At 41.3% G+C, this 14,819-nt stretch carries 16 protein-coding genes and 1 pseudogene; all 17 read left to right on the plus strand.

From position 1 onward, the window contains the following. Positions 1 to 5: 5 nt before the first annotated feature. The 17 genes and pseudogenes from ACTWJ7_RS18740 (at position 6) to ACTWJ7_RS18820 (ending at position 14,801) form a co-directional block, all read left to right on the plus strand. A complete protein-coding gene (locus ACTWJ7_RS18740; protein WP_079345394.1) occupies positions 6 to 284 on the plus strand; it encodes a hypothetical protein in 279 nt (92 codons plus the stop codon). Next, the gene (locus tag ACTWJ7_RS18745; RefSeq protein ID WP_079345396.1) at positions 254 to 469 is read left to right on the plus strand and encodes a hypothetical protein; all 216 of its coding nucleotides are present in this window, start codon (positions 254 to 256) and stop codon (positions 467 to 469) included. The genes ACTWJ7_RS18740 and ACTWJ7_RS18745 overlap by 31 nt, the downstream gene beginning before the upstream one ends. Before the next feature lie 63 nt (positions 470 to 532). Further along, the gene (locus ACTWJ7_RS18750) at positions 533 to 931 is read left to right on the plus strand and encodes a hypothetical protein (RefSeq protein WP_301878487.1); all 399 of its coding nucleotides are present in this window, start codon (positions 533 to 535) and stop codon (positions 929 to 931) included. Then, positions 900 to 1,265, plus strand: coding sequence for a hypothetical protein (locus tag ACTWJ7_RS18755; RefSeq protein WP_301878488.1), 366 nt, complete (start codon positions 900 to 902; stop codon positions 1,263 to 1,265). The genes ACTWJ7_RS18750 and ACTWJ7_RS18755 overlap by 32 nt, the downstream gene beginning before the upstream one ends. Before the next feature lie 160 nt (positions 1,266 to 1,425). Beyond that, complete coding sequence (locus tag ACTWJ7_RS18760; protein ID WP_301879526.1) at positions 1,426 to 1,671, plus strand: Imm53 family immunity protein; 246 nt, start codon at positions 1,426 to 1,428, stop codon at positions 1,669 to 1,671. A 750-nt stretch (positions 1,672 to 2,421) separates the two neighbouring features. Continuing rightward, on the plus strand, positions 2,422 to 3,006 hold the full coding sequence (locus ACTWJ7_RS18765; protein ID WP_301878489.1) for a TetR/AcrR family transcriptional regulator: 585 nt from the start codon (positions 2,422 to 2,424) through the stop codon (positions 3,004 to 3,006). A gap of 158 nt (positions 3,007 to 3,164) precedes the next feature. Beyond that, a complete protein-coding gene (locus tag ACTWJ7_RS18770) occupies positions 3,165 to 4,034 on the plus strand; it encodes an NAD(P)-dependent oxidoreductase (RefSeq protein WP_301878490.1) in 870 nt (289 codons plus the stop codon). 28 nt (positions 4,035 to 4,062) lie between these two features. Further along, on the plus strand, positions 4,063 to 5,115 hold the full coding sequence (locus ACTWJ7_RS18775) for an LLM class flavin-dependent oxidoreductase (protein WP_079345404.1): 1,053 nt from the start codon (positions 4,063 to 4,065) through the stop codon (positions 5,113 to 5,115). 57 nt (positions 5,116 to 5,172) lie between these two features. Continuing rightward, positions 5,173 to 6,123 (plus strand): alpha/beta hydrolase, encoded by a 951-nt coding sequence (locus ACTWJ7_RS18780; RefSeq protein ID WP_079345406.1) that lies wholly within the window; start codon positions 5,173 to 5,175, stop codon positions 6,121 to 6,123. 692 nt (positions 6,124 to 6,815) lie between these two features. Further along, entirely contained in the window at positions 6,816 to 7,346 is a 531-nt protein-coding gene (locus ACTWJ7_RS18785; RefSeq protein WP_079345408.1) for a PepSY domain-containing protein, read from the plus strand. Positions 7,347 to 7,462: 116 nt separating this feature from the next. Then, positions 7,463 to 8,161 (plus strand): response regulator transcription factor, encoded by a 699-nt coding sequence (locus ACTWJ7_RS18790; protein WP_079345410.1) that lies wholly within the window; start codon positions 7,463 to 7,465, stop codon positions 8,159 to 8,161. Next, positions 8,158 to 9,522, plus strand: coding sequence for a sensor histidine kinase (locus tag ACTWJ7_RS18795; protein WP_079345412.1), 1,365 nt, complete (start codon positions 8,158 to 8,160; stop codon positions 9,520 to 9,522). Before ACTWJ7_RS18790 ends, ACTWJ7_RS18795 begins: the two co-directional genes overlap by 4 nt. Positions 9,523 to 10,988: 1,466 nt before the next feature. Then, positions 10,989 to 11,767: pseudogene (locus tag ACTWJ7_RS18800) on the plus strand (prolyl oligopeptidase family serine peptidase). An 831-nt stretch (positions 11,768 to 12,598) separates the two neighbouring features. Next, entirely contained in the window at positions 12,599 to 12,946 is a 348-nt protein-coding gene (locus tag ACTWJ7_RS18805) for a winged helix-turn-helix transcriptional regulator (RefSeq protein WP_192267534.1), read from the plus strand. A gap of 160 nt (positions 12,947 to 13,106) precedes the next feature. Further along, a complete protein-coding gene (locus ACTWJ7_RS18810) occupies positions 13,107 to 13,451 on the plus strand; it encodes a putative quinol monooxygenase (RefSeq protein WP_301878492.1) in 345 nt (114 codons plus the stop codon). A gap of 294 nt (positions 13,452 to 13,745) precedes the next feature. Further along, positions 13,746 to 14,354, plus strand: a complete 609-nt coding sequence (locus ACTWJ7_RS18815; protein ID WP_079344715.1) for an NADPH-dependent F420 reductase — start codon at positions 13,746 to 13,748, stop codon at positions 14,352 to 14,354. 225 nt (positions 14,355 to 14,579) lie between these two features. Further along, a complete protein-coding gene (locus tag ACTWJ7_RS18820; RefSeq protein ID WP_301878493.1) occupies positions 14,580 to 14,801 on the plus strand; it encodes an SDR family oxidoreductase in 222 nt (73 codons plus the stop codon). Positions 14,802 to 14,819: the final 18 nt, after the last annotated feature.

Consider the following 14,819-nt stretch of genomic DNA (forward strand, 5'->3'; position numbering starts at 1 on the left):
AAGATATGGATTTGGATAATCCGCTGAATCGGAATGGATATAGTTATGGATTAAATAATCCAGTTGCGTTTGTGGATGATGATGGAAATAATCCATTTATAATATTTGTTATCGTCTTCGTTGTAAAGGTAGTCGCTAAAAAAGTAGTCAAAGCTGCTGTTAAGAAGACTGCGAAAAAGGCTGCGGGAAAAGCGATTAAAAAACAACTCATGGTAATAGTAAAGCAAGTAAAAAAACACAACATGGATATGAAATATCAGAGAAATCTACTGGAGATGTTGTAAAAACAGGAATTAGTGGGCAAAAGTTAAATAAAAATGGGACTTCTCCACGAGCAAACAGCCAAGTGAACAAATGGAATAAAAATGCTGGTACTAATAAGTATGAAGCAAGAGTAGTTAAATCTAAAATGCGTAACAGACAACAAGCCCTCGAATGGAAAAAAGAATGCTCAAAAACTATGGGATAAGGGAAATTCAATGAGTAGACATCAAAGACCACGCCCATGGGAATAAAGTAAGGAGAGAATCAGATGTATCTAAAAGAATTTGACTTAGACTTACCATATATTGTGAATGATGAAAGAATTGAATCTATAATGAAAATACAAAAATGTGAGTACAACGAAGCAACAAAATTAGATTATGAATTGAATTGGAAATGGAAAAGGCGTTCATTTAGATTGGAAACTCGTTGTATTACAGCGATGTTTGAACGTTTATTTGGAAAATACAAAACGAAAGATTGTTGGAAAGTCCTAATAGAATGTGTAGAAAACATTTCTGACGAAAGGATTGTTAACGATTCAGGTGTGTGTTCGGCGCCAATCCAATTTAGTTTGAATGACTTTCGTGCAAAAAATGAGTTGGAGAAAAAAAAAGGTTACGCTTCGACTACTAATGGATGGGATCGAGAAGCTTGCTCTACGTAATAGTTGGGAGATTGAGCCATTTAGGGAAATAGCATTACAAATAGAAGAATTAGGTTATGTAAATGAATGGACTTGGAAAAAAACAGTAACGAGTCCTAATAAGAAGTATAATGCTAAAGTCATATGCCATCATAATGTAGAAAGTATGGATATATTCATATCTATTCTACAACGAGATGGCACGCAAGTACTTTTAGAAAAGGTCATATCAGAACAACCAGATGAATTTGCCTATGCTAAACATTTAGGCGAACTGAAATGGGAATCTGATTTTGAAGTTGCTTTGATTAATAAAAAAGGCAATAAAAAGTATTTGGTAGCCATAGAACACTGATCATATTGTCTGTAGATAAAATTGTAAAAGGACAAGAACATTAGTTCAGTGAAAGTCGCTATTTATGGTCATAACCCCGTCAAGTAGACAAAAAGACGAAATTTAAGCTGCGACCGTTTCTCGGTACTCCACCGGGGAATGGTCGTTTAGCTTTTTATGGATTTGGTTTCGGTACAAATTAACAAATAAGGAGCATTCATACGGTGTAAAAATTAATACTGTAGATAATCCCGGTTGGTCTGTCGAAATCAACCTAACAGATACTTGTTTAGAAGATGTACCGTTTGAAACGATTGAAGAAGAGAGAAATGAAGAGGATTGGTTCTACTGTATTGTGAGGGATGGAGTGTTTCACGGTGCAGGTGGAGCAACAAATTTAGAAGAGATACTATATAAATTGAACTAAACATTTACACAAAACGGAGAGGGCAGAAAGAACCTGAAGAAGCGGAGCTAAAAGCTTTCTGAAAGAAAGCTGCATCGTGGGCTTCGAGTTTAGAGAGAAGTTAATTATGTAGTACCTGAGGAAGAGACCTTGATTGGCTAGATGCCTCTTAAGGTCTTTTTATATTCTTTATAGAGATATGTCTAGGACTAATCTTTTCTAGGTGTTTTGTTACTACACAATATTTGGAAGAGAGCAACGAGTAATTATAACACCATAAATAGATGAGCAGGTGTTGGAAAGGAAACATATTTTAAAGCTACGACGAGGGAGTTTGGAAGACTATGAGACATACATGTCGAGGGACAAGAACATATTCCCATTGAAGTCGCTATTTAGCGGTTTTTTTTATTTTATCGGTACAAGTTCGTGTCCCGAGCCAAGGACAAGAACATGATCCTATTGCCGATTAGATGAATGTCTAAATGAAAGCATTGTAGTTAAAATTCAACAAACACCATGACACATAGAGTTTTCACATCGTTATGGAACAACTGCCTCGAAGAGAGTTCTCCTAATTCATAAAACAAACAAACGGTATAATTTGTTTACAGTAAGAGTAATAGTTTCTATATTGTTTATTTTATGGTTCCTTATTTAAAATTACCGATTTAATAAATGTCTTCCGTATGTCCAAGAGTGTGCACGTAAGATCTGCTCACTTTTTTCTGGACTGATCAGTTCAGATATGTTATATTTCTGAAACGGGAGGTGTTACTTATCGCCAGGACTAAAGAATTTGACAAAAATCAAGCGTTACACCAAGCAATGCTGTTGTTTTGGAAAAAAGGATATGAGGCTGCTAGCATACCGGATTTACTAGAAGTGATGGGCATTAGCCGATCCAGCCTTTATGATACGTTTTCCGACAAGCAAACCTTGTACAGAGATGCCCTGGAGCATTATAAAAAAGGGAGTTCCAATAAGCAGACCATTCTTGAACAAGCTTCAAACGTTAGAGATGGAATTCTTCAATTTTTTGAGTATCATATTGCTTCAGCATACGATACCAGCCTACCGGGCGGATGTTTTGTAACGAATACAGCTACAACAGTGGAGTCACCAGATGAACAGATAAATGTCTTGATACAGACTAGTTTTTCGGATTTGGAACAAGCATTTTGTGAGCTTTTGGAGAAGGGCCAACAATCGGGAGAGATAGATAAAACAACAGATATCAAAACATTGTCTTATTTATTGCTGAATTTACATCAAAGCATAAATATTATGGCCAAAACAGGTCAAAATCCAGAACGTGCAAAAGAGATGATTAGTTTTGTAATTGCAGGTATATAATTTTTTTTGACAATATCGGAATGATTGTTCCGTTATTATATTCCTCATATTTTGAAGGTTCCATTTGAAGAGTATCTGTAAGACCATATTTTTTTGATCATTCCGGAACATTCATTCCGTTATTAAAACAATCCATCAACAATAAGGAGATGCAACCAATGAAGATATCGTTTATTGGACTTGGAAATATGGGGCTTCCAATGGCACAAAACCTGTTGAAAGCGGGGTATGAATTAGTCATCTTTAATCGGACCCCTGAAAAAGTTGAACCATTAATAAAACAGGGAGCACGCTATGTCCAAACACCACTAGAGGCAGCGAAAGAAAGTAATCTTGTAATTACCATGTTATCTGATGATGCTGCATTGAGAGAGATTGTTGAGGGAGCAAATGGTGTTCTGAACGGATTATCTGAAAATGGAATTCACGTATCCGCCAGTACGATCAGCGTAGATCTGGCTCGGAAATTATCCGCATTGCATGCGGAGAGACACCAACACTTTGTGTCTGCAACCGTAATGGGGCGCCCGGATGCCGCTAAAGCAGCTACATTGCGCATTATTTTAGCTGGTCCGGAACATGCAAGACAAAGAGTACTTCCCATGTTAACAGCACTAAGTCAAGAGATATTTGAGATTGGGGATCATGGCGAAGAAGGTAACATTGTCAAAATAGGCGTTAACTTACTAATTGCTTCAATGCTGGAAGCTTTGTCGGAAGCGCAGCTCATGGTTGAAAAGCACGGCATTAAGCCGTCCCGATATATGGATGTTGTGAATGCTCTTTTTCAATCTCCGGTATATCAGAACTATGGAGAGATCATGACTGAACAGCGCTTTGAACCAGCCGGTTTTAAAATGAAGCTCGGGTTAAAGGATGTTGCATTAGCTATCGAGGCAGCCAAGTCAGTTCAAGCTCCACTACCTTTAGGTCAGCTTATTCATCAACACCTCTCTGAAGGAATTACCCATGGTTATGGTGAGTTGGATTGGACGGCTTTAATCCGTTGTCTTGAGCATTCCTCTTAAGGAAAGAAAATATAAGGAGAGATTAATTATGGAAATAGGTGTTACTTCATTCGTAGAAACAAAGCCTGATACTGAGACCGGAGTTGTCATGAGTCACGCTCAGCGATTGCGAGAAGTCGTCGAAGAAATCGTCCTTGCAGATCAGGTAGGACTTGATGTGTTTGGCATAGGTGAGCATCATCGTGATGATTATGCAGCATCTTCACCAGCAATGGTGTTGTCCGCTGCGGCGCCTCTCACAAAACGAATTCGATTGACAAGTGCTGTGACGGTCCTATCTTCAGCAGATCCTGTCCGTGTGTTTCAGGATTTTTCCACGCTTGACGGTCTCTCCAATGGACGTGCCGAGATTATAGCGGGTCGGGGTTCCTTCATTGAGTCCTTTCCACTGTTTGGTTATAACCTGCATGACTACGAGGATTTATTTAATGAAAACATTGAACTGCTTCTTAAATTACGGGAATCCGAGAAAGTAACTTGGAGTGGAGGCCATCGACCAGCGATACATAATCTGGGGATATACCCGCGTCCTGTTCAGAATTCTATACCTGTATGGATTGGTAGCGGAGGTACTCAGGAGTCTGCCATACGTGCTGGAATTCTAGGTCTGCCACTAGTTCTGGCAATTATCGGTGGAAATCCAACGAAATTTGCGCCACTTGTAGAACTGTATAAAAAGGCGGCAACTCATGCTGGTCATGATGTATCGCAGCTTCGGGTAGGTTCTCATTCTATCGGATTTGTTGCAGAAGATACAGAAAAGGCCGCAGAACTCTTTTTCCCGTCCACTCAGTACGGCATGAATAAACTCGGCAAAGAGCGGGGGTGGGCATATTACGATCGTTCCAGCTATGACGCTGCTCGCAGCTCTGATGGTGCGTTGTATGTTGGGGATCCGGAAACAGTTGCTCAAAAAATTATTCATCTGCGCAAGCATGTAGGAATTACACGTTTCATGATGTATGTTCCCTTAAGCACGATGCCACATGAGTTGGTAATGCGGGCTATAGAACTGCTCGGTAAAGAGGTTGCACCGCGAGTACGAGAGGAAATTTCCAAGTGGGAAGCTGAAATGAGATAAGAATTAACTGAAAAAACGTACACAATCGAATTCATTATTATATTTGGAGGAATTATCATGAGTATTGAGACACGTATATTACCAGAATTAAGAGAGGTATATTCACAATTTCCAGGGTTTGAGTTGGAGAAAAATTTAGAGTGGAGCAGAAACTTAGTATCGGCTACATCGGTGAGGAAATCAGAGCATGTAAACACAACCAGCCGGAAAATTCCGAGGGATGGAGGTGAGATGCTGGTCAAAATATATGAGCCTGCCGGCCGAACGAATGATTTACTACCAGCCATGTTATGGATTCACGGGGGCGGATACGTGTTAGGACATCCAGATATGGACGACAAATTGTGCGAACTTTTTGTTCAGACAGCAGAATGTATTGTCGTATCAGTCGATTATAGGCTCGCTCCTGAGCATCCTTATCCTGCGGCGATTGAAGATTGTTATGCTGGATTGGTATGGATGACGGAGGAGTCAGCAATGCTTGGCATTGATGTGAATCGGGTTGCAATTGCCGGTGCTAGCGGTGGTGGAGGGCTGACAGCAGCACTCGCGCTGATGGCTCGCGATAAAGGAGGTCCGTCTATTATTTTCCAAATGCCATTGTACCCGATGTTAGATAATCGTAACATCACGCCATCTAGTCATGAGATTACAGAAGAGGGTTCAATCTGGAACCGAACGGACAACGTGGCTGCATGGAATATGTACCTTGGTGAGGAGAACGATGTCAGTGGAAGTTTTTCTTATGCAGTACCTTCGAGAGCAGAGAGCTTGGCCGGATTGCCGCCTGCCTATACTTGTGTAGGTCAGCTCGATCTATTCCGAGACGAAACGATGGAGTATGTGGCACGTCTTGCTCAAGCTGGTGTGGACGTAGAATTTCACCTATATCCGGGCTGCTTCCACCTTTTCGAAAGTCTTGCTCCAGAAACAGAAGTCAGTCAGCGCGCTGTTCAGGGTTATATGGATGCGATGGCACGAGCACTTCATCCCAACAGGGTTCTTTAAAGCTGCAGAGGGAAGCCGATCCGCAGTAAAATAGCTAGAGGTCACGTTATAAATCAAACCAAATCGCCGCAAACCTGCGGCGATTTGGTTTTTACCTAGATTTTAGCGTGCATTCTTGCTTCTTCAAGCCATTGTCGGAGAAAATATACGGTAAGCGTTATAAGCAAAATTGTGGTATTAGAAATAAGAGGAGAAACCATGTTTAGGAATATACCTGAGAAAATGTAGAATGACATAAAGTCGCCAACCAAGTCATTTTGGTAGGGAACTTTGTGTCAATGTACATGTCTGTCGAGGGACAAGAACATAGTGCCATTGCCGAAAAGGACATGTCGAAGGACAAGAACATAGTCCCATTGAAGTCGCTAATTTAGCGGCTTTTTTATTTATCGGTACAAGTTCGTGTCCCGAGCCAAGGACAAGAACTTGTACCGATTACCGGAATGGACAAGAACATAGTCCGATTACCGATTAGATGAGCATCAAAATAGAAAACGATGTGATTTAAATCTCAACAGGTCTTCGTTTATTATATTAACGATGAGAAAATTAAAATAAAACTCTTTTTGACAGAGGCCGAAATTTGGTGGCAAAAGAATTTCCCTCATTAAATTCTAATCTTACTCACCTTATCTTCTAAAGTACGCGGCTTACAATAGAGGCTGTAGTTAAATTTGAAGGAGGAATTCACAATGAACAAGAAACTGATGGTCGGTGCGCTTGCTGTTGCTCTTACTGGAGGAGGAATCATGGGAGCGGCCTTATTGCCTTCCACGAATGCAGCGGCTTCGGATGCTGCAGCTTCCGCTTCGGCAATGTCGGCATCGGCAACGCCAGTCCAAAAAGCTCAAACCCAGCAGGATAACGATAAAGAAGTGAACGACGACGGTGCGCAGGACAAGCTGGATAACGATAAAGAAGTGAACGATGACGGTGCGCAGGACAAGCAGGATAACGATAAAGAAGTGAATGACGACGGTGCGCAGGACAAGCTGGATAACGACAAAGAAGTAAACGACGACGGCGCGCAAGCGGCTTCTATCACGAAGCAACAGGGTATTGATGCAGCCTTGAAGCAAACGGCAGGAACGGTGTCCGCCGTGCAGTTGGAGACGGAAAACGGCGTAGCCGCCTATACCGTTACGATCAAAGACGCTGCGGGAACACAGCATGAGGTTACGGTAGACGCCACGACGGGCAAGGTCATTCCCGAGAACGACTGAACCGACTTCCGAAGAGCCTAAGCTTTCGCTTAGGCTTTTTGCCCGTTTTGCCGGGATAGATTTGTTTGGTGGAAGCGGTTTTTACTTATAATAAAAAGACGGAAGGGGGATTCACAATGAACAAAGACGTGTTAATCGTCGAGGATGAGCCTAAAATCGCTCGGCTTCTCGAATTGGAACTGACCTATGAAGGCTATGCGGTTACGATAGCCGATAACGGGAAAGAAGGCTTGGAGCAGGCGCTGTCGAAGGCATGGGGGCTTATTCTTCTTGATATTATGCTGCCCGAATTGAATGGAATCGAGGTATTGCGAAGATTAAGGAAGATCGATATACATACGCCGATCATCGTCGTGACCGCGAGGAATACGACGCCGGATAAGATATCGGGGCTCGACCAGGGAGCCAACGATTATGTGACTAAACCATTCGAGATCGAAGAACTGTTCGCCAGGATGAGGGCAATGATGCGCAATCGCTTCGTAGAGCCGGAGGTGAAGGAACCGGCAAAATTACTGCAGATCAATAATCTTACGTTGAACAAAATGACTCGGGAAATTAACCGCGAAGGAAAAAGGATCGATCTTACGCCCAAAGAGTACGATCTGTTCTTATTCTTGTTGGAAAATAAATACCATGTCCTGAGCAGGGAACAGATCATGAACCATGTCTGGGGATATGACTTTGAAGGAGAAACGAACGTCATCGACGTTTATATCCGTTACATTCGCAAGAAGATCGACCATGATTTTGATGTTAACCTTATCCATACGATACGCGGAGTGGGCTTCTGCGTCAAGGAGGAGGACAGTTGAAGCTTCGAACCAAATTCACGCTTCTCACTTCCATATTGGTCATTCTCATCTTGCTCTGCGTAGATATCGGAATCTATTTCTTATTTATTCAAATGGCCACGCGCAACGAGATCGAACTGCTGCGCAACAAGTCGGAGCAGATTATCGAGAAAATCGGACCTTCTGTTATGCTGGACAAGAATCAGAACGGCCAAATCCTGAGCTATCTGCCCGAAGATTCGGCGATCCGGGTATTCACGCCGGATTTGAAGGTCGTTCAAGTTTATCAACAAGAACCCGACATCGATTTTAATCAAATCGTTATTTCTTCCATGAACGATTCCAGGCTGCTCGTTATCAACGATCAGAAAATATTAGTCGTTCGAATCCCGATACAGTCTGACAACAAGATCATTGGTGTCCTGGAGATTGCAGAGAAAATGGAGACCCTCGAATCCAATATAAACCTGCTGGTGATAATTCTGATCTTCGCGACGCTCGGCGCAGTCATGCTCAGCGTTGGCGGGGCGCTAATTCTGTCGAGAACGCTGTTTAAGCCGATCACGGATAGCATTATTACGATGAAAGAAATCGAAAGCAGCTTGGTATTTAAAAAAATTCCGACGCAAGGCCGATCAAACGACGAACTCTTTCATATGACGGAAACGTTCAACCGGATGATGGAGCGTTTGGAGGAAAACTTTCATAAACAGCAGCAATTTGTCTCCGACGCGTCGCATGAGTTAAATACGACGATCACGATTATTGAAGGATATGCCAATATGCTTCGGCGCTGGGGGACGCGCGATCAGAAAATCCGGGGTGAGTCCGTCGAGGCGATTTACGAGGAATCCAAGCAATTGAGGAAGATGACACGGCAATTACTGGACCTGGCCTCCTCCCAAAAGAACGAAAATATCGTCTTTGAGAAATTTGATCTGGTGGCCTGCTGCAGGCAAGTATCTTCGCTGGCCAAGCAGCTTCATAAGAATGATATCCGTCTTCATTCGGACTGCCGGGAAATAGAGATCGAAGCGGATCTGTCCAAGGTGAAACAGCTCTTGCTCATTCTCATCGACAATGCGTTGAAATACAGCGAAAGATCCATCGACATCCACGTAACGAAGGAGGCGGCGAATGCCATCATAAGGGTCAAAGATTATGGGATCGGCATTGCGCAGGAGGATATCGAAAATGTCTTCGAACGCTTTTTCCGCGTTGATTCCTCCAGAAATCGTAAGACCGGGGGGACCGGACTGGGTCTGCCGATCGCTCAATCGATCGTCAGCGAGCACCATGGGAAGATCCGCATAGAAAGCACAGTTGGCGCGGGCACGGAGGTTATCTTGCATCTGCCTGTGGAGCAGGAAGATGCGGGCTGAGCGATCGTCACCTTCACAAAACTTTTGTTTGGGTTGGAATAAAGAAACGATAGGAAGTGGATACAAGTACAGGGACCCGCGATTTTTTGCAGGATAGTAGGATGAGGATTACTAAAGGTATCTCGTTGATCGATGAGTTTTGAACCACTAAAATGGATACTAAACTATAGCTTAACAATCCCTTAAACGAGGCTACCGGTATGAAATGGCAGCCTCATTAATCAATGGACAGATATGTTAAAGGACTTATGGTGGTGAAAGGGACAAGAACTTGTACCGATTGCCGTATTGGACACGAACATGTTCTTATTACCGTTTAGGCGTGTATCTAATCTATGTTCTCACCGTTGGTGTAGTAAACACAAGTACGACAGTGAAACCGCCAACTGTCAGTTCAAGTCCCTACCAATGTATTACGGAGGTGAATAATAATGGACAGCCAATTAATTGATCCTTACGAGTTACGGTTACGTAAAGCGCTTAACAAAGTGCTACCGGGATGCCTATGAAAGTCTAAAAACCCTCGACCAACTTAACTCAACTGATCCGGTACCTAACTCTAAATATATGTTTAACAATGAGGCATTCGGAATAGTGGCCATTGCATCGGTGCTCAAGCATTCAAAAAAGCTATCTTATTCGAAGGCACTACTTATTTTGCCGCTCATGGCCCACAAAGAAACACTAATCTTATTGAAGCGTGAAAACTCAATTGTCCGCAGTATTGAACAATTAATAGCAAAAAAGAGAATCTCCTTACCAACTTTACCGAACGCTACCTTTCTCTCCTGCCAATTTCCATAAACTCTATTGTATTGCTCAATGAAATCAGGGTGCTAGAGAATGACGCAGGAATTATCGAATATGTTAACGATTCGTTTAATTTTAACAATAGAGGTCTAGGAAAGCGGGCACATGATGTCGTAAAAGCATCAAAAAAAATCTCACGTATGCTGGATATGAGCGCAGAAAACTTATATTTACAATTGAGGGTGCATATATGAAATTTCACTTTAACGAAATATCACTATGGATGAAAAATGGAAATACTCGCAGACTCAGATTCAAACCTAACAAAGTAAATGTGATAACTGGCGGTAGCATCACGGGTAAAACGGTAATTTGGGGAATTATTGAGTATTGTCTATTTGGTAGCGATCCCCGCATCCCTGAGAAAATTATTAATGAGAACGTAGAGTGGTATGGAATCAATTTCTGTATAAATGATAAAACATTTACAATATGCAGAAAAAGCATCTCTGATGATGGTACGATTTCAGACGATTACTATTTCTCATGAAGCGGAGAGATACCTGAGATACCTGAAAAGAGTATTAATGAGGATGAACTGAAGAGTCTCATAGATGTTGAGTTTGATGTTCATGACAAAGTAGTCATCCCGTGTCGAGGAACAAGAACATATTCCCATTGAAGTCGCTATTAGTACGTCTTTAAAACTGAATTTAATGCTGTATCGTGAGCCCAATGATGCGCTATTCCACAGAGAAGGAAACAAAGAGACGTATCCTTTAATTATCTATCTTCAAGGGTGTGGATGGGGATGGTCTGAGCAAAATATTTTTGCATTTGTACCGCAACTTACTGATGTGGTCAAATCAGGCTTTGTCGTCGCAACCGTGCAATACAGAGGAAGCGGCAGCGCTATTTTCCCAGCTCAAATACAGGATGTAAAGGCAGCGGTACGTTTTCTAAAGGCTAATGCATCTCTTTATAATATAGACTCTGAAAGAGTTGGTGTATGGGGGATTCTTCCGGTGCTCATCTGGGATTGCTGTTAGGACTAACGGAAAACAATACAAATTTTAAAGGAGAGAGAGAATATTCTGATGTGTCTGACCGGGTTCAAGCTGTAGTGGACTGGTTCGGACCAACGGAATTTCTAACGATGAGCCAATATCCATCTGTATTTGATCATGATTCACCACATTCCCCCGAATCCAAACTTATTGGCGGACCAATTCAAGAGCTTAAGGACAAATCCAGAAATGTAAGTCCTATTGAACATATCCATCCGGATGCTCCCCCAATTCTGATTATGCATGGAGATGAAGATGATGTCGTTCCTTATGAGCAAAGCGTCGAATTCTTTAAAGCTTTACGGCAAGCGAATGTGGATGCGACAATGTACAGAATTAGAGGAGTAGGGCATCTTGGTTTTGTTCAGCCGCAAACGATGCAGATCGTAAAACAATTTTTTATAAAGTACTTAAAAAAGGAATATTAATAAAGTGTAAACACAACCCACCTCAGTATAATTGTCGAGGGACAAGAACATGGTCCCATTGAAGTCGCTATTTTAGCGGCTTTTTTATTTATCGGTACAAGTTCGTGTCCCGAGCCAAGGACAAGAACTTGTACCGATTGCCGGAATGGACAAGAACATAGTCCGATTACCGATTAGATGTGTATCTAAATGAGAAGAAATGTAATTAAAACCTCAATAAGCAGCATTATACAGGACAGTTTTCGCATTTCAGATCTGAGTAGAAGTGTTGTGTCTCTTATGGGTGACAGAAACACTGAATGCTGTTTTATAGTCAAAGAAACCAGCTTCAATGATCGGAAGTACTTCGATTAAAACTGTGATCTCATTTGAATTAGATAAAACAAACTCATAAAAGCACTTTAGCAAAGAAGTGGAGAGGATGCTGGATGTGTCTTTTGGCTCGAGGAATGAAAACATATACCGATATCGTACTTAGTGCTGATCCTGTCATTGTTGAGGGACAAGAACATGTTCCTATTACCGATTAGGCGTATATCTAATCGGTATTTCACCTTGTTTCATAAAGCCAACGGGCATGGATTTATCCATTCCTAGTTAAGGTTCACGTTCAGCTCTTTTTGTTCGCATTTGAATTTTGAAAAAGGATAAATAACTCAGGCATTTTGAGCAATCATTTCCCGTTAGTTCAATCGTCTTAAAGAATATCTGATTTAAACAGATCATGTAATAGCATTGATTAAAACTGACAGAATATAGGGCAAGGGAGGTGGATTTAATCAACACATGTACTATAATAATGGAAATTAAATAAGGGATGGTGTTTCTCAATTGAAAACTTTTTATTGTGATCTGGAAATAACCTTAGATGTCATTGGCGGAAAGTGGAGACCTCTTATTCTGTATTACTTAATAAAAGGTCCTAAACGGACCGGTGAATTGAAAAGGCTCATACCATCAATTTCTCAGAAAATGTTAGTACAGTCGTTGCGGGAGTTGGAGAGTAATAATTTGATTATAAGAAAAATGTTCAATCAGGTACCACCAAAAGTGGAATATGCAATATCAGAAATGGGTATGTCACTTGAACCCACTTTGCGAGCTCTTTGTGATTGGGGGCAGGATTACGCAGAGAAAACATGGAACAAGGATGAATATCGGAGATTAAATGTAGAATAGAGTAATTTAAAAAATCAAATTATTCTTTACTTCATCACAATTATCACTTTTTGGTTACTATATAACCAAAAAGTACGTACTATTTTAAAAGTGATACATAGTACATAATGAGACTTGTGACCATGAAGAAAATAAAAAAATTAATAAGAGGAGTGTTCTAATGATGTCAACAAACAACAGTCAAATAATTCTCAATATACGTTTTAAAATTAAGCCTGGTAAGAAAGAAGCTTTCCGTGAAAGTCTATTTGCAATGATTAGCAACTTCAAGAGTGAACCTACCTTTGTCAATGCGATCGTCTCCGATGATCTTGATCATTCTGATGATCTTGTCATCTATGAGATCTGGCAGGGAACAAGAGAAAGTTGGATTGAACACGAACTTAATAAACCTTATCGTGCTGAGTATGAAGGTGCACTTACCAACCTTATTGATGATAGAATCGTAAGCTGGCTTGAACCAGTCGGTGAATGGGGAAGTACACTGACGAATGTAAGACGGTAAGTTTTTTAAAGGTAAGGATTATCACTTGCAATCCATTCTGTAGCCTCCAAATTCGAATTTTACAAATAATCTCTGAATATTTCACCGTGAAACAACAGTCACTCGATCTACTGCCAAACTTAATCAATGGAAGATAGATGTTCTCGCTAGCTTCACGATAAAAGATGATGTGGACGATATGATAACCTTTTTTTTGACCATAATGCAACTTATATTGTTACATTATGGTCAACTTACCTTCATTGAAGAATAAGATGAGAATGTTAAACAAATATAATTTCATGGAGGTGCCTAATGAAATTTGGCTTTATTGGTGCTGGAATAGTTGCTCAAACGCTGGCGAGGCATCTCTTGCTTCACGGTCATGAAGTTATGCTCAGTAATAGCCGTGGTCCCGAAACGCTCTCAGACCTAGTAAGCTCGCTCGGTACTGGCGCAAAAGCTGGAACACCTATAGAAGCAGCTGAGCAGGACTTTGTAATTTTGAGCGTAATGTGGCCGCAAATGCCTACTGCTTTGTCCATGGTTCCTGACTGGACAGGCCGTGTTCTTATTGATGCGACTAACCGCTTTGAAAATATGGAACCTTTAGTCGGTGAATTATCAGGAAAGAATTCGAGTGAAATCGTAGCGCAATATGCTCCGGGTGCTCGGGTAATCAAAGCTTTTAACAGTGTACCGATGGAATGGATTAAGAATTACACGGAAGAGAAGCCGAAGACTGTCCTATTCATGTCCGGTGACGACATCCAAACCAAACAAGTCTTGCAAGAAATTTGGGAGAACATTGGTTTTGCCTGTATTGATCTTGGCTCCTTAAGCCAGGGCGGTCTGCTGCAGCAAATAGGAGGTCCTCTTGCTGGATTGAATTTAAATCTGTTGGAGCGATACAGTGTACGATAACGCTATTCTAGGTTGCAAGTGCCAGCAGATGTGTGAACCAAATCTTATTGGTTGGAATGTTTCGTTATTTGTGGACATTTACCAACTTCATATTCATGCACCGCCTAACGTTAAGGACTTTCAGTCAATCATATGGTCATAAAACAGGTGAACGATCCGGAAGTCGTGATTGGTTTCTAGTTATAAGATTACAGCATTAATAAAAGTACAAAAGGGGTTATTCATATGGGTAAAATACTTATTACTGGAGCAACAGGTAATCTCGGCAGCAGGACACTAGAGCTTCTTCTTAAAAAGGTTCCGTCAAATCAGGTCGCTGTATTGGTACGTGATCCGGAATCCGAAAAATTGAAAAAGTTTGTTAAAGAAGGTATAGAAGCTCACAAGGGCGACTATTTTGATTATGACTCACTTCTGCGGGCTTTTAATGGTGTTGACGGATTGTAATATGAAGTGCGACACCCG

This window comes from Paenibacillus sp. 1A_MP2 (assembly GCF_052244825.1).
GTDB classification, from domain to species: domain Bacteria; phylum Bacillota; class Bacilli; order Paenibacillales; family Paenibacillaceae; genus Paenibacillus; species Paenibacillus vandeheii.

What these genes read in the sequence shown, in the direction of transcription:
- ACTWJ7_RS18770 (WP_301878490.1), top strand. Translation starts at nt 3,165, where the DNA reads ATGAAGATATCGTTTATTGGACTTGGAAATATGGGGCTTCCAATGGCA.
- ACTWJ7_RS18785 (WP_079345408.1), top strand. Translation starts at nt 6,816, where the DNA reads ATGAACAAGAAACTGATGGTCGGTGCGCTTGCTGTTGCTCTTACTGGA.
- ACTWJ7_RS18810 (WP_301878492.1), top strand. Translation starts at nt 13,107, where the DNA reads ATGATGTCAACAAACAACAGTCAAATAATTCTCAATATACGTTTTAAA.
- ACTWJ7_RS18820 (WP_301878493.1), top strand. Translation starts at nt 14,580, where the DNA reads ATGGGTAAAATACTTATTACTGGAGCAACAGGTAATCTCGGCAGCAGG.
- ACTWJ7_RS18740 (WP_079345394.1), top strand. Translation starts at nt 6, where the DNA reads ATGGATTTGGATAATCCGCTGAATCGGAATGGATATAGTTATGGATTA.
- ACTWJ7_RS18750 (WP_301878487.1), top strand. Translation starts at nt 533, where the DNA reads ATGTATCTAAAAGAATTTGACTTAGACTTACCATATATTGTGAATGAT.
- ACTWJ7_RS18780 (WP_079345406.1), top strand. Translation starts at nt 5,173, where the DNA reads ATGAGTATTGAGACACGTATATTACCAGAATTAAGAGAGGTATATTCA.
- ACTWJ7_RS18775 (WP_079345404.1), top strand. Translation starts at nt 4,063, where the DNA reads ATGGAAATAGGTGTTACTTCATTCGTAGAAACAAAGCCTGATACTGAG.
- ACTWJ7_RS18790 (WP_079345410.1), top strand. Translation starts at nt 7,463, where the DNA reads ATGAACAAAGACGTGTTAATCGTCGAGGATGAGCCTAAAATCGCTCGG.
- ACTWJ7_RS18755 (WP_301878488.1), top strand. Translation starts at nt 900, where the DNA reads ATGGATGGGATCGAGAAGCTTGCTCTACGTAATAGTTGGGAGATTGAG.
- ACTWJ7_RS18815 (WP_079344715.1), top strand. Translation starts at nt 13,746, where the DNA reads ATGAAATTTGGCTTTATTGGTGCTGGAATAGTTGCTCAAACGCTGGCG.